General features: G+C 74.1%; 11 protein-coding genes. 6 read left to right on the forward strand and 5 right to left on the reverse strand.

Annotation, left to right across the window (positions count from 1 at the left end; all coding sequences use genetic code 11):
• Positions 1–1,283 precede the first annotated feature (1,283 nt).
• The 5 genes from AWX74_RS28505 to AWX74_RS28525 all read left to right on the forward strand — a co-directional run bounded on the left by AWX74_RS28505 (position 1,284) and on the right by AWX74_RS28525 (position 10,277).
• Positions 1,284–3,287: an NHL repeat-containing protein gene (locus AWX74_RS28505; protein WP_091283151.1), complete on the forward strand. Its 2,004-nt coding sequence runs from the start codon at positions 1,284–1,286 to the stop codon at positions 3,285–3,287.
• A 46-nt stretch (positions 3,288–3,333) separates the two neighbouring features.
• On the forward strand, positions 3,334–4,311 hold the full coding sequence (locus AWX74_RS28510) for an AAA family ATPase (protein WP_397311276.1): 978 nt from the start codon (positions 3,334–3,336) through the stop codon (positions 4,309–4,311).
• 94 nt (positions 4,312–4,405) lie between these two features.
• The gene (locus AWX74_RS28515) at positions 4,406–5,860 is read left to right on the forward strand and encodes a DUF58 domain-containing protein (RefSeq protein WP_131799556.1); all 1,455 of its coding nucleotides are present in this window, start codon (positions 4,406–4,408) and stop codon (positions 5,858–5,860) included.
• Positions 5,857–8,436, forward strand: coding sequence for a transglutaminase domain-containing protein (locus AWX74_RS28520; RefSeq protein ID WP_131799557.1), 2,580 nt, complete (start codon positions 5,857–5,859; stop codon positions 8,434–8,436). Before AWX74_RS28515 ends, AWX74_RS28520 begins: the two co-directional genes overlap by 4 nt.
• Entirely contained in the window at positions 8,433–10,277 is a 1,845-nt protein-coding gene (locus AWX74_RS28525; RefSeq protein WP_091283157.1) for a serine/threonine-protein kinase, read from the forward strand. The genes AWX74_RS28520 and AWX74_RS28525 overlap by 4 nt, the downstream gene beginning before the upstream one ends.
• A 29-nt stretch (positions 10,278–10,306) precedes the next feature.
• Here the strand turns inward: AWX74_RS28525 and AWX74_RS28530 are convergent, their stop codons facing one another.
• Positions 10,307–14,104: an ATP-binding protein gene (locus tag AWX74_RS28530; protein ID WP_091283159.1), complete on the reverse strand. Its 3,798-nt coding sequence runs from the start codon at positions 14,102–14,104 to the stop codon at positions 10,307–10,309.
• Between the two features lie 362 nt (positions 14,105–14,466).
• On the opposite strand from AWX74_RS28530, the gene AWX74_RS28535 reads away from it, so the two are divergent.
• Entirely contained in the window at positions 14,467–16,176 is a 1,710-nt protein-coding gene (locus AWX74_RS28535; RefSeq protein ID WP_242666457.1) for a CPBP family glutamic-type intramembrane protease, read from the forward strand.
• Positions 16,177–16,184: 8 nt separating this feature from the next.
• Here the strand turns inward: AWX74_RS28535 and AWX74_RS28540 are convergent, their stop codons facing one another.
• Genes AWX74_RS28540 through AWX74_RS28555 form a run of 4 tightly spaced genes read right to left on the reverse strand, consistent with a single transcriptional unit; the run spans position 16,185 to position 19,358 of the window.
• A complete protein-coding gene (locus AWX74_RS28540) occupies positions 16,185–17,234 on the reverse strand; it encodes an NAD-dependent epimerase/dehydratase family protein (protein ID WP_091283162.1) in 1,050 nt (349 codons plus the stop codon).
• A gap of 38 nt (positions 17,235–17,272) precedes the next feature.
• On the reverse strand, positions 17,273–18,001 hold the full coding sequence (locus AWX74_RS28545; protein ID WP_091283164.1) for a methyltransferase domain-containing protein: 729 nt from the start codon (positions 17,999–18,001) through the stop codon (positions 17,273–17,275).
• Positions 17,998–18,663, reverse strand: a complete 666-nt coding sequence (locus tag AWX74_RS28550) for a TIGR04282 family arsenosugar biosynthesis glycosyltransferase (RefSeq protein WP_242666458.1) — start codon at positions 18,661–18,663, stop codon at positions 17,998–18,000. The genes AWX74_RS28545 and AWX74_RS28550 overlap by 4 nt, the downstream gene beginning before the upstream one ends.
• A complete protein-coding gene (locus AWX74_RS28555; protein ID WP_091283167.1) occupies positions 18,660–19,358 on the reverse strand; it encodes a glycosyltransferase family 2 protein in 699 nt (232 codons plus the stop codon). The genes AWX74_RS28550 and AWX74_RS28555 overlap by 4 nt, the downstream gene beginning before the upstream one ends.
• Between the last annotated feature and the right edge of the window lie 115 nt (positions 19,359–19,473).

Below are 19,473 nucleotides of genomic sequence, written 5' to 3' on the forward strand. Positions count from 1 at the left end.
TCCGCCCTGCCTTTGCCTCATCCGGTCCGGCCTTTCGGCCCCGGCTGCGGCGACTCGGTTAAAGTACCGGGTGTTTCGGGCTTGTGTCAAATCGCCGTGTTTTGCGATTCTGCCACTTTGCCTTTGCCTCATCCGGTTCGGCCTTTCGGCCCCGGCTGCGGCGACTCGGTGAAGTTACCGATGCTTTCGGGTTTGTGTCAAATCGCTCCGGACTCGCCGGCGACTGCCACTCTTTCCAACCTTACCGCACTGTTTTCGGGCTCTGTCCTCGGGGGGTCTGCGCCCCCTCGGAGGATCCTGGGCCCGTCTACATCTCAGGCCCGATTGGTCCCGATCACGCGGTGAGACAGGACTATACACGAGGACGCCGGGGGTGGTCGGAGCCCCCTCCGGTCTCGCTCGGTGGGCGCGTCGTGGCCTTGCTCGCAGGTGCTCTGAAGAGGCCACAGGCAGGACTCATCCGACACTGCCCTCGTCCTGGCGCGTGCCGCCGACGGCACATGGGATGAAGGGTTACTGGCACAGCCGGTCCCGTCGACCAGGCCGCGTCGACGCTGCCCGTGCCCCGGATCGGCCGCAGCCAGGGTCCACGACCTGTCTCCGATCTCGGGCCACGCGCCGCTGACGGAGGACTGAGGAGAGCCGGGGACGGCAGTCGGGCTTGCGGGTCGGGCTCCGGTCGCAGGCACTGCGGACGATCGGAGGGGGGCGCCCGCGTACGTCGGCTCAGGCGTCACCTTCGTCGGCGACCTCGCGCGGAGATTCAGCGTCATGTCGCGATGTCAGCGTCATGTCGCGATGAGCGTCACGTCCGGGTCTACGCGGGCCACCACCGGTAGCAGGCGCCACCGGTGGGATGCCGAGCTTCTCCGTACTCGACCTTTCGATCTCGTTACTCACTCCCGACGACCGGGCCCGCAGCCGCGCAGCCGATCGACCCAGCGCGGTGCGTCCAACGTGTGACCGCCCGCACCGTGGTTGGAGAGGGAATGCCGATGCAGGTGAGTGCTGGGCATCCGGCGTCGGTCGCGGACTCCGCTGTCGAGCGTCGAGCCTCCGGAGGAGACCGCCATGAGAGATCCGTGAGGCCTCCGACCAGGACCATCGCACGAAACGAGGCCAACCCGCGACCACGCGGGGTCTCGTCATCCACGATCTTTGTCGGTAAGGCGACATGACCGGCCCGATAGGGTGCCATTCGGGTCGGATGCGCTGTCGCTAGCCTCTTCTCCACAGGTGCCGTGAACGGATGGGGCCCGGGCCCGGCACGGGGGTGTGGGGGAATGCGCAGTCTTCGGCGGGGGCGCTCGCTTCGTGCCCTGTCAGCCGCGGTGGTCGCGTCGGTAGCGGCAGTGACGTTGCTCGGCTTTCTTGGAGCGAGTCCGGGCACGGCGGTCGTCCAGCTCACCGACGGTGGCTCCTGGCTGTGGAGCACGGCGAAGGGCTGGGTAACCCACGTCAACGGTCCCTCCGGCGCACCTGATTTCAATGTGGAGCTGGCGGCTTCCCGGGGCCATCGGGTCGAGCTCACGCAGGACGGCGTTTCCGTGCTGGTCACCGACCTGGAGACGGGCGTGGTGAGCCGCATCGACCCGGCGACGATGGAGCTGGTGTCGAGATCGTTCGGGCAGTCCGGGCCGGTGCGGGTGGTGGCGCTGGGCGAGCTCGCCTATGTCATCGAGACCACTACCGGCACAGTGACCCGGATCGATCCGCGGACACTCGACATCATCGGTGAGCAGGTCCTGCTCGGCACGCCGGTCACCGGGTCCGGTCTCGACGCCGACGGAGTTCTGTGGGTTTCCCTTGCCAGCCGCGGAGACCTCGTCGCGATCCGGGACGGGCGGGTGGCGACGACCGTTTCGGTGGCCGCACCGGGCGCCGGGCTGACGATGACGGTGGCTGCCGGGCGTCCGGTCGCCGTGGATGCCGACAGGCCCGCCCTGGTACCGGTCGCGTCGCAGGGCCTGGGCAGGACCTCGGGCCAGGCAGACGAGGACCAGGCGGCGGAGCGACCCGTGGCTCTCCCGCCGCCAGCCGGACCGGGTCGCCTGCTTGTCGTCGCACCGGCGGTCGAAGGCCGGGTCGTGCCCGTACTGGTCGCCGGGACCTCGACGGTGCTGCTCATCGACCTGGCAGCGGACGACGGCCGCGGCTCGGTGCGGCAGATCGAGCTGGCCGGTCAGCGGCCGTCCACCGAGCTGGGCGCGCCACTGATCGCGGCGGGACGGGTGTACGTGCCTGACAACGGGTCTGGCCAGGTACTCGTCTATGACCAGGTGGCCGGGCGGTTCGACGAGCCGATCCACCTCTCCGGCGGCCCCGGGATGCTGACGCTGTCCGTTCGCAACGGCACGGTATGGGTGAACGACGTGGACGGAACGAACGCCGTCGCGGTGGATCCCGACGGCCAGCGCCGCCGCGTTGACAAGTACGCGCCGGACGCGGTGGTGCCCGTGGTCGACACCAGCGCCAAGGCCCCGCCGCCTCCGGTCACCGTGCCGTCCGCGTCACAGCGTCAGCTTCCCCCGCCCGAGCGGAGGAGCCAGCCGCCCGGCCCGGACACGCCGACTGTCCCCGACCAGCGGACCGCTCCCATACCGGTGCCGAACCCAACGGCCACACAGTCGCGGCGGCCGCAGCAGACGGTGACCCGATCGCCCGTGGCCCCGCCACCCACCACCACGACACCGCCTCCGGCACCGCCGGGCGCGCCGTCGGTGAGTCTCGTCTCCGGTTCCGGCGCGGTGGTCGTCACCGTGACGGCCGGAGCCGGTGGCCCCGCCACGCAGTTCGCGCTGACGACGGACGCCGGCGGCACCGCCGTTCTGCCCGGTCCGGGCCCGGTCAGCACGACGGTCGAGGCGGCCGGCTGCCAGCAGGTGCTGGCGACCGCCACGGCGACCGGCCCGGGTGGTACGTCCGTGGCCTCCGCACCCGCACAGGCGATCAGCTGTGTTCCACCGGGCCAGATCCAGGACGTCCTGATCACCGGTCACGGACCGGGCGGCGGCGGCTGGTACACGGACATCACCTGGGAGCCACCCGCGAACGCCGGGGGCGGCACGGTCGAATACGTGGTTACCGAGTCGGAATACAGTTCGGGCAGCATGCCGCCTCGCACGTATACGACAACCACTCGGACCGTGAGCAACTTCCTGGGGAATCCAGGTTATAGGAGCGTTGTAATCACCCCCAGGAACGAGGCCGGCTCGGGGCCGAGCACGACGATCAACTCGGAGAACTACACCTCGTATCGATACTACGATTCGTATGTTCCGCCGTGATTGGTCCGTACATCGGGATCAAGCAGGAACAGTGAATGGGAGGAACGTGTCGGACAGCCGGGATGAAGGTGCGGGGCGGGAGTTCGCCGCGGCCTTCCAGCGTGTGGTCGACAATGTCGAGCTGGTGGTCCGGGGCAAGACCGAGGTGGTGCGGCAGGCGCTGACCTGCCTGCTTGCCGGCGGCCACCTGCTGGTCGAGGACGTCCCCGGCCTCGGCAAGACGTCCCTGGCGCGGTGTCTGGCGGCCTCGGTGGAGGCGACGTGCCACCGCATCCAGTTCACCCCGGACCTGCTGCCCTCGGACGTGACCGGTGTGACCGTCTACCACCAGGGCAGCGGAGAGTTCCGGTTCCACCAGGGGCCGGTGTTCGCCCATGTCGTGGTCGCCGACGAGGTCAACCGGGCGTCGCCGAAGACGCAGTCGGCACTGCTGGAGGTGATGGAGGAGGGACGGGTCACCGTCGACGGCGTGACACATCCGGTGCCGCGGCCGTTTCTCGTCGTCGCGACGCAGAACCCGGTCGATATGGACGGCACCTACCCGCTGCCGGAGGCGCAGCTCGACCGGTTCCTGATGCGGCTGCGGGTCGGTTACCCGAGCCGTGCCGCCGAGATGGCGATTCTGCGTGACCGCCGCGGTGGCCTGCGCGTCGAGGACCTCCAGCCGGTGCTCGGCACCGACGACATTCTCGCGATGACCGCCCAGACGGCCAGCGTCCATGTCGCGGAAACCATCCACGAATATGTCGTCGATCTGGTCGCGGCGACCCGGGAGCTGCCGGGGCTGCGGCTCGGGGCGAGCCCGCGGGGCAGCATCGCGCTGCTGCGGGCGGCCCAGGTGCGGGCGGCGGCCACCGGCCGGCGGTTCGTCACCCCGGAGGACGTCAAGGCGCTCGCCGAGCCGACCCTCGCGCACCGTCTGCTGCTGGCACCGGACGCCGAACTCCGTGGCTACACGGCTGAGCGTGCCGTCGCCGAGGTCCTGGAAAGCGTCCCGGTGCCCCGAACACTTGCCGGGGTCTGACGCGGTGCCGGGGCCGGGCACCATGCCGAGGGCTGGCACTGCAGCAGGATCGGGGTCGGAGGCGCGGCCGGGTCCGCGGGCCGGCGGCGGGCCGTTGTCGCGGGCGCTCGGCCAGGTCACCCGGACGGGGTGGGGTGCTCTCACCGGCGCGCTCGGGTTCGGCGTGGCCGCGGTCGCGCTGCGGGCCCCGGAGATCGGGATGCTGGCGGTCGGCTGCCTGACCGCGTTCGGCGTCGGCGCGGCCTTCATGGCACGCCCGGCACGCATCGAGGTCGGTATCGAGGTCGCCCCCTCCCGGGTCGCCCGCGGCGAGCCGGCGGTCGCCAGCGTGACGGTCCGCAACGCGGGACGGCGGGCCAGCTCGTCAGCCCGGTTGGTGGTCCCCTACAGCGACCGGGCTGACGGCGGCCGGGCTGACGGCGGCCCTCCCCCCGGCCGCTCGGCTCACGGCGGTCGGGGCAACAGCGGTCAGGGTTCGCGGGTCGTGCTGCGTCCGCTGCCGGCGGGCAGCCGCCGAACCGTCGCGGTCCCGCTGCCGACGGACCGCCGCGGCGTGCTGCGGATCGGGCCGGTGGGCCTGGTGACCACCGACCCGCTCGGCCTGTTCTCCCGGTACGAGTCGCTCGGTGGGCAGGCGCAGCTCCCCGTCCATCCGGCGGCAGTGCCGCTGGCGCCGCTGCCCTCCGCCCGCTCCAGCAGCCCGGACGGCCTGCCGGTGGACAGCCGCGTCGAGGGCGGGGTGACGTTCCACGCGCTGCGCGAGTACACGCCCGGTGACGACCTGCGGCATGTTCACTGGCGCAGCAGCGCCCGGGCCGGAACGCTGCTCGTCCGCCGGCACGTCGACCCGAGTGAACCCGTCACGACCGTCGTGCTCGACATCCGGCGGCAGGCCTACCCGGACGCCGTTGTGGACCCCGACGCGGGCGGTGGCGGCACCACGCAGGAACAGGGGCAGGGACAGGCGGCACGGGCGTTCGACACCGCGGTCGACACGGCGGCCTCCGTCGTCCTCGCGTCGACCCGGAGCAGGTTCCCGGTGCGGTTGCACACCACCGGCGGCCTGCGGCTGGACTGCCGGGACCGCCGTGCCGACGGCACCGCGGCGCTCGACGCACTGGCCGGAGCCGCCTGGACGGACGCCACGGACGCCGATGTGCCGCGCGATCCCCTGGCCGAGGCCGCGCGGAGCCGGGGCCGCCGCGGAGTGGGCTCGCTGGTGATCGTCACCGGCCGCCGCGAGATCGGCCAGCTGGCCGTGGCCGGCGCTCTGGCCGGCCAGTTCGAGCAGGTCGTGGTGCTGCGAGTCGGCGGCGTGAGCGTGGACAGCGGTGTGAGCTTGGACAGCGGTGTGAGCTTGGACGTGAGCGTGCCGGGCGCACCAGCCGGACCCGGGCCGGACCAGACATCACCCGGTGCGTCCCAGCGGTTCGAGTCGGTCGCCGACGGCCGGCTTCGCGTCCTGGACATCACCGACACGGCGCAGCTGACCTCGGTGTGGCCGAGCGTGGCGGGGGCACAGACCGCCGGCACGAGGCGGTCCTCATGAGCTCCCAGCGCGCAGGCGGCCCACGCCGCGGAGTACCGCTCGCCAGCCTCGTCGCGGTGGCGCTCGCGGCGGGCCTCGCCGGTGCCGCGTTCCACCGTGGCTTCCCGGCCTCCGATCTGTTTCCCCCGCTCGTCGTGGCGGCCGTCGTGCCGGTCGTCGTCACCGCGTTGGTCGTCTTCCTCCCCCCGCTGCGCCCGCTCCGCCGCGGGGCCGGCTCCTCGCCACGGCCGCCGCGGCCGGTGTCGGTGTCTGTGGGGGTGTCGGCGCTGATCTGGCTCGCTGTCGTCCGGTTCACCCTGTTCCGGAATGGTTCTCCGCGGGTGGAGGGCGCGCTGCCGGCGGTGTGGGACGGAGTGCTCAACGGGGGCGCCCGCCTGCTCGAGACGACGCTGCCCGTCCAGGGATCGCCCGACCTGCTGGTCGTCCCGCAGGCCCTCACCTGGCTCGCCGCCCTCGCCGGCGCGGAGCTGGTGGCCAGGACCCGGGCGCCGCTCGTCCCGGCGCTGCCGGCGATCGCGGTGTTCATCGCAGGCGTGCTGCTCACCGTGCCGGGTGCCGGGTCGAATCTCGGCGTCGCGGCCGGTCTGGTGGCCGCCGTGCTGGTACTGGTGATGTGCCGCCGCGCGGAGCTCACCGGCACCGCGGAGCTCACCGGCACCGCGGCCGCCGGTGCCAGCACCGGTGCTGGCACCGGCTCCGATGCTGGCGGTTTCGGTGCCGGTCGAGGCCGGCGGACGGGCCGGATGCGAGTGACGGCGGCGGTGCCCGCTGTCGCCGTGCTGGTGGTGACCGCGGGAATCGCGCCCCTGGCCGGACCGCTGCTCGCCGCCGCCGGTCCGGGTGACGGCGAGCGGTACGACGTCCGGGATCTGCGGCAGGTGACGCTCGATCAGCGGACGGCGCAGAGCCCCCTCGACCACGTCTCGGCCTGGCTCGGGCATCCCGACGACGTGCTGTTCCGGGTCAGCCCGCCGGTCGCGGGCAACATCCGGCTGGCGGTGCTGGATCGCTTCGACGGCCAGCGGTGGACGTCGTCGGCGCGCTACCTGCCGGCGGGTGGCCGGGTACCGCCGGGAACCGCTGCGGACGGTGCACGAAAGCCCGCAGGCGACGCGCCTTCGGTGACGTCGCGGCTGCAGATCGTCGCCCTGGACGGGCCGTTCCTGCCGCATCTCGACCGGCCGACCGCGCTCTCCGGATCCGGCCTGGCCGTTGACGTCCGGGACGGGACGCTGACCGCGGCGGAAGACCACACGGGAGGTGACACGGAAGGCGAGACGGACCCGGCTGACCGCCGCTACACCGTCGTCTCCGTCGCCCCCCGTGAACCGACCCCGGCGGAACTGGCGTCCGCACAGCTGCCTACCGGCGCGGATGTCAGCGAGACGCTGGCCCTCCCGCCGGGCCTGCCGAAGGTCGTGCGCGATGCGGCCCGAGCCGCCACCGGCGGGGCGATCACCCCGTTCCAACAGGCCCGCCAGCTCGAGCAGTATCTGCGGACCCTCGTCTACGATCCGTCCGCTCCGGCCGGGCACACCTACGGACACCTCGCGTACTTCCTCGGCACCAGCCGCGCCGGAACCTCCGAGCAGTTCGCCGCCGCCTACGCCGTGTTCGCCCGGGTCGTCGGGCTACCCAGCCGGGTGGTCGTCGGGTTCAGCCCGAAGCCGGACCGGGCCGGCGGCGACACCGCCACCGGCGATGTCAGGGCGGGTGATGTCGGGTCGGGTGATGTCAGGGCGGGTGATGTCCTGGTCTGGCCGGAGATCAGGTTCGAAGGGCTCGGCTGGGTGCCGTTCTACCCGACTCCGGCCGCGGCGGCGGACAACGGCGGCCAGGTCGCCACCACGGCCCAGGGCGAGCCGTCGGAGCGCGCGCAGCGGGTCGCGGAGGCCGCCGCGGTGCCGGCGCCACCGACGGCGCCGAACGAGGTGCCCCCGGCCAGGACGGACTCGAACCGGTCCGTGCTCCTCCTCGCCGGCCTGGGCGCCGCCGCGCTGCTCGTCATCGCCGCGGTGGGCTACCTCACCGCCGCGGCGGCGGCACCGAGGCTGCGACGGCGGCGCCGTGCGCGGGCGGCGCGCGCCCGGGAGCGAGTTGTCGGTGCCTGGCAGGACACTCTGGACGCACTCGACCTCGCGGGAGTCCCCGTGCCGGCCTCGGCGACGTCGACCGAGATCGTCACGATGGCCGGGGCCGGGGCCGGAGTCCGAGTCGCGGCCGGCATCGAGACCGGTTCCGCGGTCAGGACCGGCCTGACGGCCCCGGCCGGTTCCGCGGCCGCGATGGGCTCCGAGGCTCAGGCCGGTTCCGCGGCGATCGCCGACCTCGCGGCGCTCGTCACGGCGGCGCTGTTCGCCGGCGGCGAGGTGCATGAGGCCGACGCCGACGCCGCCTGGCGCCACGCCGACCGGGTGCGTGCCGAGCTGCGGGCGTCGACCTCGCGGACCGGGCGCGTCCGCCGGGCGCTGGCACCCGGCCGGCTGGCTCACCGCCGGTCGACGCTGTCCCGCCCGCCGGGTTCATCCCACCGGTCGAATGCCGCGCAATCGGGTGAAAGAGGGAACGGCCGGTGACTGGAAGCAGCGGGGAGGGGGCGACCGACCCCTCCCCGGAGCATGACCCAACGGGGCAGGGGGCGATCGACGGAGGCCTGTCAGCCACCGGCGGACATGATCCGCTCATCAACGGCTACCGGTCCTTCACACCGATCGGGCAGGGCGGTTTCAGCATCGTCTACACCGCCTACCAGGACAGGTTCGACCGCACCGTGGCCGTCAAGGTCATCAGCTCGGACCTGCGGGACTCCGCGGCGGCACGCCGGTTCACCCGCGAGTGCCGGGTCGTCGGCAAGCTCACCGGGCACCCGAACATCATCACGGTCTTCGAGGCCGGTTCCACGGCCGACCGCCGCCCGTTCATCGCGATGCAGTACCTGCCCGGCGGTTCCGTCGCCGACCTGCTGCGGCGGAACGGGCCGCTCGGCGTCGCCGACACCCTGCGCATCGGGGCCGCCATCGCGGACGCCCTGCAGGCGGCGCACAAGGCGAAGATCCTCCACCGTGATGTGAAACCCGGCAACATCCTGCTGTCCGAACGCGGCGACCCGGTACTGAGCGACTTCGGGATCGCCAGCCGCGGGTTCGGCGCCGACATGTCGGCCAGCCAGGACGCGTTCACCCCGTCGTTCGCGGCACCGGAGGTCCTGCGCGGTGACGAGCCCAGCGTCGCCTCCGATCTGTACGGGCTGGGCGCGACGATGTACGCGATGCTGGCCGGAACCCCGCCGTTCGGGGTCCGCCCCGGCGACAGCCTGGCCACGATGATGCTGCGGGCGCTCACCGAGGAGCTCGCCCCGATCCGTCGTGGGGACGTCCACTCCGATGTCGACGGCCTGCTGCGCGCGCTGCTCGCCCGCGATCCGTCGGCGCGGCCGCGTGACGCCGCCACGGCCGCGGACGAGCTGCGCCGGCTGCACTCGCTCGAGGGGCTGACCCGGCGCCCCGCCCCGCGCCCTCCCGCCGACCCGCCACCTGCTCCAGCCGATCCATCACCCGGGGCCGCACGCCCGGCCCCCGCTCCAGAAGAGATCGTTCCGCCGAGCACCCTCGGCCCGGGCAACCCCGGCGCCCCCGACCGCTCCCGCACTTCGGACGACGCTCCCCCGGCAGCGCGCTCCGTCGCGCCCGACCGCGCCGCCGCGGCGTCCGCCCCGCTGTCGGAGCACACGACCGCACCAGGCCCCGCCCCCGCGGCGGCGCCCGCGCATATTCCGGAGGATCCGGAGGAAGACGCGGGAGCACCGGCCCACCAACCCGGTCACCAGCTTCATCACGGTCTGGAGGATCTGAGTGCCGCGGGGCTCGCCGGAGCGCGCCCGCCGGGACCGCCCGCCGACGAGGTGTCCGGGCAGCGGGATCCGGACCTGGACGACGACCGCCCGATGTCCGCCTGGCGCCGGTGGATCCGGATCACCGTGCCGGTGGCCGTGGGGCTGGCCGTGGCGATGCTGCTGGTGATCGGGCTGCTCGTGCCGGACGGCGACAGTCCGCCAGGACCGGGGTCGGCGTCCTCGACGTTGACTGCCTCCGGGGCCCCGGACCCAACGGATCCCAGCTCCGCCCGGCCCTCCGGGCTGCGGGCCGTCGACAACGGCACCGTCATCAGGCTGACCTGGACGAACGGATCCGCTCCTGGGGACCTGGTGCTACGAGTGTTCGACCCGGCCACCGCGATCGCCGCCATCGTCCTGCCCGCCGGCGCGACCGTGCACGAGCTGAAGGACGTGGATCCCGAGGCGCGGTACTGCTTCACCGTCGGCGCCATTCTCGGAGTGACCAGGGAGAGCGGCGTCGAAGGGGCGTGGTCGGACTTCGCCTGCATCCGAGACGCCACCCCTCCCCCGACCCAGAAGTGAGCCGGTGTGCCAGTCGTCGACAGGCCGGCTCAGGTGCCGGGCGACAGGCGGCGGGCGGCGGCGCGGGCGGCGAAGAGCGGCATGCCGAGACGTTCGTTGACCGCCTGGGCGGCGTCGAGTGCGCGGCGGGCCCGCTCGTGGTCGCCGACGATGGCGGCGAGCGTGCCGACGTACAGCTGCCCGGAGCCCATGCAGACGCCGCCCGGGGCGAACACGATCACGGCGTCGGCCCAGGGTTCCACCCGTTCCAGCAACGGCCGGGCCCAGTCTCGGGCGTCGGATCGGGTGCGGGCATGCCAGCACCACTCGGTCAGCAGGATCAGCGAAGCGGTCGCCGGCGGGCCGGAGCCGATCGCGGGCAGCCCCGGGCGCAGCAGCGGCGCCAGGACGGCGAGGGAGGCATCCGCGTCACCGGCCTGTGCCAGGCCGAGGGCCCGCACGATCAGCCAGCCGGGATGGTCCGTCGGTGCCGGAGCCGCCGCTTCGGGCAGCGCCGCCGCCAGCGCCCCAAGCTCCCAGGCGACCATGCCACCGATCGCCTCGACGGACGCCCGGGCCACCGCGGCGGCCTGGGCGGAGGCGGTGAGCAGCGGGGAGAAGACCGACTCCGCCTGCCGGCGGGCGTCGTCGAGACGTCCCGACATCAGGTCACGCATCGCCTTCCACCAGCAGGCGACGAGGGTGAAATCGTCGTAGCGCAGCCGGCGGGCGGTGGCGGCGAGCAACTGGGCCTGCCCGTCCGCCTCGGCGAGCTCACCCAGTTCGAGCAGGGTCAGGGCGCGCAGCTGCGCCACGGTGAGGCGGGCACCGACGTCACCGGCGGCCAGTGCGCCGAGGCGGTCGAGCACGGCCAGGCGCCGGGCTGCCAGGTCGGGGCGCCACCAGGTCACGAAGCGGGCCAGCAGCACCATCCGCTCCAGGTCGGCCGAGGCATCCTCGGTCGCCTCGAACACCGCCTGCGCCGCGGTCAGGTGTTGCTCGGCGCGCCGGAGATCGCCGGCGAGCGCGAAGCGTGCCGCGCAGGCCGCCTCGACGGCTCCCGCCGTGGCCGGGGTCAGTCCGGGCAGGCGGCGTGCTTCGAGGAGGCGGGCGAGAACGTCCGGTGCGGTCTCGCCGGCCATCGACCAGTAGCCGGTGACGGGACCGCCCGCGGCTTCGAGCGCGGCCTGGGCCGCGAGATCGGACTCGCCGGCGAGCGTCGCCTCGTCGTAGGTGGTCGCCAGCAGCTCGGCGGACTCGGACAGGCGCCCGGCGCGGTACAGGGCCCGACCGGCAGCCAGGCCCAGCCGCGCCCGCTGCCGTGTCGGTGACAGCTGTTTGGGTGACAGCTGTGGGGGTGACAGCTGTGTCGGTGGTGGCGTCTGCGGCCGCGAGAAATGCGGCGGTTGTGGACCTGCCGTGGTGGGAGTCCGGTCCAGGCCGCGGCGGGCCCAGCTGACCGCGCCGTCGAAGTCCGCGACGACGAGGGCTGCCTCGGCCGCGGCGAGAGCGGCGCCCGCGGCCCGCGGATCATCGCCGCGCAGCAGATGGTCCGCGACCGCCTGCACCCCGGCGCCGCCCGCCAGCAGCACGTCGGCGCAGCGTCGATGCCAGTCGGCCTGCAGCCGCCGGGTCGTGCGGGCGACCAGGCTCTCCCGGACCAGCGCATGCGCGAACCGCACGACGCCCGGCTCATCGGCGATCAGTCCCGCGCGCACGGCGTTGTCGAACGCCTCGTCGAGGGCGGCGGACGTCGTTACCTGATCACGACCGCCGCGAGACGAACCGCTCGACGATCCGTCGTCGGCGACCTGGGCGATGACATCCCAGGCGACATCGTCGCCGAGCACGGCGGCCACGCGCAGCAGTCCGCGCGCGGGCTCGCCGAGCGCGGCGACCCGCGAGCTGATCACGTCGATGACCCGGTCGGGCAGGTCACGCGCGGGACGTCCGGCGGCGACCAGCCGGGTGAGCTCGGTCATGAAGAACGCGTTGCCGGCGCTGCGCTCGGCCACCACCGCGGCGACCGCGGCGACGTCCGCCGCCGCGGCCTCCGAAGCCGTGATGTCCGAAGCCGTGATGTCCGTAGCCGTGGTATTCCCTGGCGCGACGGGTGACCCGGGCCCTCGGGCGGGAATCGCGCCCACCCGCGGCATGATCGCGGCGACGTATTCGGCGACCGCGGTGGAGGCAAGCGGCCGAAGCCGAAGGTGGTCGCCCGGCAGCCGACCGAGCTCGGCCAGGAACGCCTCCAGGGCATCCGAGGCCCCCGCGGAGTCCGCGGGGCCGGCCGGATCACCGCGATCACCGCGATCAGCGCCGCTGCCACCACCGGCATCGGCGGCGCCACCCAGATACTCGTCGCGGACCGTGACGCTGATCAGCAGGGGCCGGTCGGCGTCGGTGCGGCCCCGGACGAGAGCGGCCAGCACCCGAAGTGACGCCGCGTCAGCCCACTGCAGGTCGTCGACCACGATCTTGGACAGCCCGGCGCCGGCCGCCGGGTCCGGGCCCTGGCCGGGGGCCTGCCCGAGGACCTGACCGGCTGCCGGGACAGGCCCCGGCTCGGCACCGAGCGCCGCCGCGAGCAGGAGCGCCCACGAACGAACGGATGCCTCCGCCGGCGGTGCCAGCGCCGGAAACAGTGCCCGGCACAGGTCGTACGGGGCGGCGTCGTCGCCTGGAAGGCAGCGTGCCCGGCCATGCACTGCGCTCGGCGCTGCGCCCCGAACCGTCCCGTCGGCAGCGGGAAGCGTCGCCAGGACCTCCGTGACCAGGCGTGTCTTGCCGACTCCGGCGGGGCCGGACACCACCAGCGCCCGCGCGCCGCCTGCCGGTAGATCGACGACGGCCCGCGCCCGTTCCAGCTCGGCGGCACGGCCGACGAACGGCGACGACGCCCGTGCCAGGGCAGTCGGTGGCGCTGCGAGGGCTGGCTGTCGCGCCGACGCCAGCGGCGGCGGCGGCGAAAGTACCAGCGACGAAGGTGCAGGCGGTGCAGGCTGCGACCGGGGCGGGACATCGGTCCGGGCCGAGGGCGCGGACACCGTGGAGCGGCGTCCAGGCCACCAGCCGGGACGTGCCGCGGCCGGGTCCGCCTGGTGCACGGCGGCCTCGACCGCGCGCAGCGTCGGGCCCGGGTCCAGGCCCAGCTCGTCGCGCAGCAGGGCGCGAGCCCGGGCGAGCTCGGACAGTGCCTCGACCTGGCGGTCGGCGCGGTAGAGGGCAAGCGCCCGCATCGCCACCAGGCTCTCGCGGGTCGGCTGGGCGGCGACGACGGCCGCGAGCTCCCCCAGCAGTCCCCGATGGTCACCCAGGTCGAGGCGGGCCAGCGTGTGGCGCTCGACGGCGAGCAGCCGCTCCTCCCGCAGCCGGCTGGGCTGTTCGGGAAGGGCGTCGTCGAGCAGGCCTCCGTAGGGCTCGTCGCCGCGCCAGCGGCCCAGGGCGGCCCGCCCGGCCGCGGCGGCCAGCTCCGGGTGGCCGTCACGGAGATGCGCCTCGAGCCGCGCCGCGTCGTGGCGGAAGGCGGCGGAGTCCAGCTGACGGACCGGGTCGGTGAGGATCAGCTGGTAGCCGGTGGCCCTGGTGACCAGCAGACGTGCCTGCGCCGCCGGAACGTCAGGCTCGAGGCGACGCCGCAGCCGGGAGATCCACCCCTGCAGGGTGGTGGCGGCTGTGGCCGGTGGCTGCCCCGACCACAGCTGGTCGGCCAGCCGGGCCGGTGACAGCGGTGCCTGGCACTGGGCCACCAGCAGCGCGAGCAGGGTGGCGGCCCGCCCGACACCGAGGTCGAGATCGCGCCCCTGGACGTCCCACGCCGTCACCGCGCCCAACACCCCGAGACGCATCGGGCCACAATAGGGCTGCCGTCGGGCCAGGCGCACCTGCCTGCCGTGGTCGGCTTCCCGACCGGTACGTGGCCGACCGGTACGTGGCCGACCGGCGCCTTCGCGGCCTGTGCCCTCAGGGATCTCCGTACCAGCGGCTCGTACCAGGCGTCCACCAGGGCCGTACCAGCCGCCCTGGTGAAGGTCGTCCCATGACCTCCACGGAAATCCCCGCCCACGGCGGATCACGCTCGAACCGACCTGGACCCGCGGCCACCGGCGCGCCCTGCGGTCCCTCTCCCTCTTCCTCCGCTGTTTCCGCACTCGGTTCTGCCGCCGCCAGCCGGACCGCTGACGGGCGACGACCGCGTCGCGAGCTTGTGGTGTTCCTCGCCGTGACCTTCGGGCTGACGGCTCTGAGCACGGCGGTGGCGCTGGGCCAGTCCGTCGATGTCCGCCATATCGGCGACGCCTCCGGCCTCGGGCAGACCGCCATGTACGCGCAGGCGCTCTGGCCGCTGCTCGGCGCGGTGGCAGCCCGGCTGGCGGTGCGGCGCCCCCACCGTCCCGGTACTGGCGCCGACCAGGCTGGTCCTGCCGCCACCAGAGCAGCTGCTGCCCCCGGCGGTGCCGACGGCGCTGCCGCCCGGGACGGATGGGGGTGGCGGCGGCCGTCCGCGCGCGTTCTGGGCCTGGCCTGGCTCTACGGGGTGAGCTACCCGCTGCTGGGCGGACTCGTGTTGTGGATGACCGGGCTCGGCGGCTTCGACGGTGCCGGACTCGCCGACACCTTCGCGCTCGGCGGCCTACCCACTGCCGTCGGCACGGCGCTGGCCGTGGTGCTGGGTCTGACCGTGGGCTGCGCGCCCTACGTCCTGCTGGCGATCGGGGAGGAGGTCGGCTGGCGCGGCGTGCTCGTCCCACATCTGGCGGAAGGGAACTCGCCGGCCAGGGTCGTGCTGCTCGGCGGCCTGATCTGGTCGGCGTTCCACCTTCCGATCATCGTCGCCCTGGGCGGGACTCCGGACGGCGTGCCGACGCCGGTCGCCGCCGTCTGCTTCACGGTCGCGCTGACCGCGCTGGGCGCGACGCTGGCCTGGCAGCGGCTGCGCCACGGCCTGTGGCCGGCGGTGGTCACCCATGCCGCGGTGAACGCGACGCTCTACACGGTCGTCGAGCCGGCCACGACTGACCGGGCCCACACCGGCTGGTTCGGAACGGAGACCGGCCTGCTGCTCGCGGTGGCCTCGGTCGTCGCGGCGGTCTGCTGGTCGCGGCGCGCGCCGCTGCGCCCCTCCGCAGCCGGCGCGGTCGTCGCGGACATCGCGGACATCGCGAACGCCGTGGACGCCGTGGACATCACGGCAACCCCGTCGGCCGCCTCGACGCAGGCCACGCCGAAGCAGGCAGCCCCGGCACAGGTCGGCGGCCCGGCACGGGCCAGCGAGCCCATCGACACCTCGGACATGCAGGTCGTGCATGCCATGTTCCGCCGGCAGTTCGGCCTCCTGCCCGATCTCGTCCGTGCCAGCCGGCCGGGGGACAGCGGCCAGGCGACAGCGGTCGCGGACCATCTGGACCTGCTGCTGGCCCTGCTGCGCGAGCACCACAGCGGCGAGGACAGGGTGCTGTGGCCCCTGCTGGTCGAACGGGCGCCGACGCTCACGGCGGCGGCGACGCTCGTCCTGGTCGGGCGCCAGCATGACGGTGTCGACCAGCTGGCCGACGCCGTCCGCCAGGCTGCGCAGGCCTGGCGCCGCGGGGCCGCCCTGGCGGACCGGGACCGGCTGGCCGGCCTGCTGGAGGATCTCGGCGTGGCCCTGGAGGACCACCTCGACGCCGAGGAACGCGAGATCGTCCCGCTGGCAGCCACCCTGCTCACCGCGACCGAGTGGGCGGCGCTCGGCCGGGACGGCTCGTTGAAGCTGTCCCCACGCCAGCTGCTGCTCTCGCTCGGGATGATCGAGGACGGTGCCGGGCCGCAGGGACTGGCACGGATGACCTCCGAGCTGCCATCGGTCGCCCGGCCGCTCGTCGCGGGCCTCGCCCGCCGGGTGCACCGCCGGACCATGCGAACACTGACCCGAGCCTGACCTTGTTCTCACACCCGCAGCGGAGCCCGGGCGAAGTCCGTCAGGCCGTCGGTGAAACCGACCGTCGGCTGGTAGCCGAGAACATCGCGGGCGAGGCCCGAGGAGGCGGTCACGTGGCGGACGTCGGCCGCCCGGTAGCGGCCGGTGACGACGGGATCAGGGCCGCCGTACGCGCGGGACAGTGCCCAGGCCATCTCACCGACGGTGCGCGGCTCGCCGCTGCCGATGTTGAGCGCCCGCAGCCGCCCGGGCTCACCGGCCCGCGGGGACAGCGCCAGGGCGGTGGCCCGGGCGACGTCCCGTACGTGTACGAAGTCCCTGAGCTGGGCTCCGTCCTCGTGCACCTGCGGGGCCTCTCCCCGCTCCAGGGCGCTGCGGAAGATCGAGGCGACCCCCGCGTAGGGGGTGTCCCTCGGCATCCGCGGGCCGTAGACGTTGTGGTAGCGCAGCGCGACCACCGATCCGCCGCTGGCGGCCGCCCAGACCGCGGCGAGATGTTCCTGCGCGACCTTGGTGGCGGCGTAGACGCTGCGCGGGTCCAGCGGCGCGTCCTCGTGCACAAGCGTCGGCTCCAGCGGCAGCCCGCAGCCGGGGCAGGCCGGCTCGTAGCGCCCGGCCCGCAGGTCGGCGTCGTCGCGGGGGTCCGGTCTGACCCGGCCATGGGTCTCACATCGGTACGCGCCCTCGCCGTAGACGACCATCGAGCTCGCCAGCACCAGCCGGCGCACACCGCGGCGGGCCATCGCGGCGAGCAGCACGGCTGTGCCGAGATCGTTGTGGCCGGCGTAGGCGGGCAGGTCGTCGAGGTCGACGCCGTGCCCGACCTTCGCGGCCAGATGGCACACCGCGTCCACTCCGTCGAGAGCGGACTCGACGGTGGCCGCGCTGCGGACGTCCCCGACGACGAGGTCGGCCGGCAGGTCCTCTCGGCTGGGCCGGGCCCGGTGGACGGCGGGATCCAGCGCGTCCAGCACCCGGACCCGCTCCCCTGCCGCCACCAGCGCCTCGACGAGATGGGACCCGATGAAACCGGCACCGCCGGTGACGAGGATTCGCACGATGGCGACGCTAGGCGCCCGTGAGGTGCCGCGGCACCTCACGGCTCCTTACAGGACGAGGAAGGACGAGTCGAGGAGAGGAGACGGGCGAAGTGCCGGCCAGCACTCTGCCAGGTCTCCGCCACCTCGAACCCGCTGACGGCGGCGAGGCCGGCGATCCCGTCGACTCCGACGCCGGCCCAGCGCAGCGGGGCGCTCACCAGGCCCTCCACCGCCAGGCGCGTCCAGTAGGAGCCGGTCGGCGCTCCGGGCGGGTCGAGTTCGACCAGCACGGTTCCGTCCGGGGCGAGCAGCAGGGCGATCCGGCGCAGCAGCCGGCCGGGATCGCCGCCGATCCCGATGTTGCCGTCGACGAGCAGCGTCTCGCGCCACCGCCCGGCACCCGGCAGCGGGCCGAAGACGTCACGGCACAGGGCCGAGGCACCCGACTGCCGCGCCAGCACGACGGCGAAGGGGGCGATGTCGATGCCGAGGACGGTTATCCCGCGGGCGGCGAGGGCGGCCGCGAGACGTCCGGGACCGCAGCCCACGTCGAGGGCCGGGCCGCGGCAGCGGGAGAGGAGGGACTCGTCGGCGTCCGAGGCCGGGCCCAGCCACCGGTCGACGCGAAGAGCCCGCCACTGCCCGTTCCGCCTTGCCAGCAGCGGGCTGCCCGGAGCGCGCAGCGCGGCGTCGTAGACGGCGCGCGGCGACGGGACACCCACCGCGGCCCGTGCGGCCCCGGTACCTGGGCTGTCGGTGCCCGGGCTGTCGGTGTCAGGTCTCATCCCGGCTGCGTCAGACGTGTCTCGCCCATGCCCCGGAAGGAGCGGGCCAGGGCGGCAAACCTTCCGCCCGGTGCCTGGGCCGCGACCGGCTCGACGTCGGCGGCCGTGTCGACGTCCCGCAGCATGGGCAGGTCCGCCACTCTCAGATCGGCCGCCTCGAGCCGGGCGTGCTGCACGGCGCCGGTGTCGGGGCGTGAGGTCGCGACCCCGCGAACCATGGCACCGTCGGCCGAGCGCAGGCCGAGCGCCCACCAGCCGCCGTCGAGCGCCGCGCCGAGGACCGCGTCCGTCCGTCGCAGCGCCCGACAGGCCTCGACCAGGGTTCGGACGCCTACCTGGGGGGTGTCCATCCCGATCAGCAGGGCCGGTTCTCCGCGGACGGCGTCGAAGGCGGCGGCGAGCCGCTCGTCGAACGGCCCGCTCGCCTGGGCGACGACCGGCACACCTGCCGGCAGCCAGTCACCGGGTGCTCCGTCGAGTACCACCAGGGGGCGCACGGGCCAGGCGAGGTGGCGGCTCGCGCAGGCGGACACGACGGTGTCCAGGGTGTCGGCGAGTGCGGCCGCTGCCAATGCCGATGCCTGTTCGGGCAGGTAGGGCGGCGTCAGCCGGGTCTTCACCCGGCCCGGCCGCGGCTGCTTGGCGATGACGATCAGTCTCACGGCATGCTCCGCAGCACGGCCGACATGTCCCGCACCGCGCGGGCGGTGCCCAGCGCGGTCCCGGTGACCTTCGACCGGCCCCGGCGGGGCAGATAGGCGACGTCGACCTCGGCGATGCGCCAGTCGGCCGCCGCGGCTCGGGCGAGCAGTTCCAGTGGATAGCCGAAGCGGCGGTCGACCACGCCCAGCGCCAGCAGTGCCTCCCGGCGGGCGGCGCGCATCGGGCCGATGTCGCGGACCGGTACTCCGCCGCGCCGGCGGAGCTGGTGGGCGACGATCGCGTTGCCGGTGCGCGCGTGCAGCGGCCACACCTCGCGCCGCACCGCCCGGCGCCGGCCGACGACGAGATCCGCCTCGCCGGCGGCGACCGGCGCGACCAGCCGCGGCAGTTCCGTCGGGTCGAGCGAGGCGTCCGCGTCGCAGACGCAGACGACGGGGGCGCGGGCGGCGAGCAGGCCGGCGTGCACGGCCGCCCCGTAGCCCCGCATCGGCACGTCCACGACCTGCGCGCCCAACGCCCGCGCCAGCTCGGCGGAGCCGTCGGTGGAGCCGTTGTCCGCGATGATCGCCCGGTAGCCGACCGGGATCCGCTCCAGCACCCAGGGCAGGGCGGCGGCCTCGTCCAGGCATGGCAGCACGACGTCCACCGTGTGGACGGCGCCGGAAATCGTCGGCGACTGACGTTCAGTGACCATGCTCGGCAGGCTAGTAACGGAACGCGACGCTGATTCTTACAGAACGCAGAAGGCGCCGACGGCGACGCCTGGTTGTTACGAAGCGCGGAAGACGCTCCGTCGGCACGCGGCAGAA

Source organism: Parafrankia irregularis, from assembly GCF_001536285.1.
Taxonomy (GTDB): Bacteria; Actinomycetota; Actinomycetes; order Frankiales; family Frankiaceae; genus Parafrankia; species Parafrankia irregularis.